The sequence below is a fragment of the Vibrio sp. 1249-1 genome, from assembly GCF_033340495.1.
This window is the reverse complement of record NZ_JAWOWJ010000918.1, coordinates 1-571: the sequence shown is the minus strand read 5'-3', so window position 1 is coordinate 571 and position 571 is coordinate 1. Positions and strand designations below refer to the sequence as shown.

The following is a 571-nucleotide window of genomic DNA, read 5'->3' as shown; positions in this document are numbered from 1 at the left end:
TTCGTTTGCATTGGTGGTTGCAGCTTCTTGATTGTAATCGCCTCTCTCGAATCGACCTTGCTGTCGATGACTTCCACGGCCTGTTTGGTCGTGACTATGCCAAAAAAGCCTACGCAGATGATGCCTTCAGAACTTCGGATAAAGGTCGTAGCCCTAGTGCTGGCGAACGTTACTTCGCTGAGGCTTCCGGCAAAGTTATCAATGAATCATTCGAGGTAGGCAATCGCTCGTCTCGCATTTACTGGCGAATCTATAACAAGGCAGCCCAACTCGGTCTCGATATGTTTTGGTTTCGAAGTGAGTGTGAATTGAAAGATATGACGGTTGATGTGCTGCTAAATATTAGTGGTTATTTTGCTGGTATTTGTGCTTATAGCGCTTCAATCGTTGCAAGTTCGCCTGTAAAGGTGGTCACAAAAAAGAAACAAGTTGCGCTCGATATGCACGGGCGTATTCGTTGGGCTCGTCGACAAGTCGGTCGTACGTTAGCGGATATTGCTAAGTACTTGGATGGTGATTTGGAGAAAGTTTTCGGACTTCTCATATCCGAGGAAACGCAAGGTGATTTGCT

Annotated in this window: 1 protein-coding gene; it reads left to right on the top strand. The window is 46.2% G+C overall.

Features of this window, described 5'->3' with window-relative positions:
* On the top strand, positions 1-571 hold a 571-nt coding region (locus R7Z50_RS29680; RefSeq protein WP_318150038.1), incomplete at both ends, for a replication initiation factor domain-containing protein.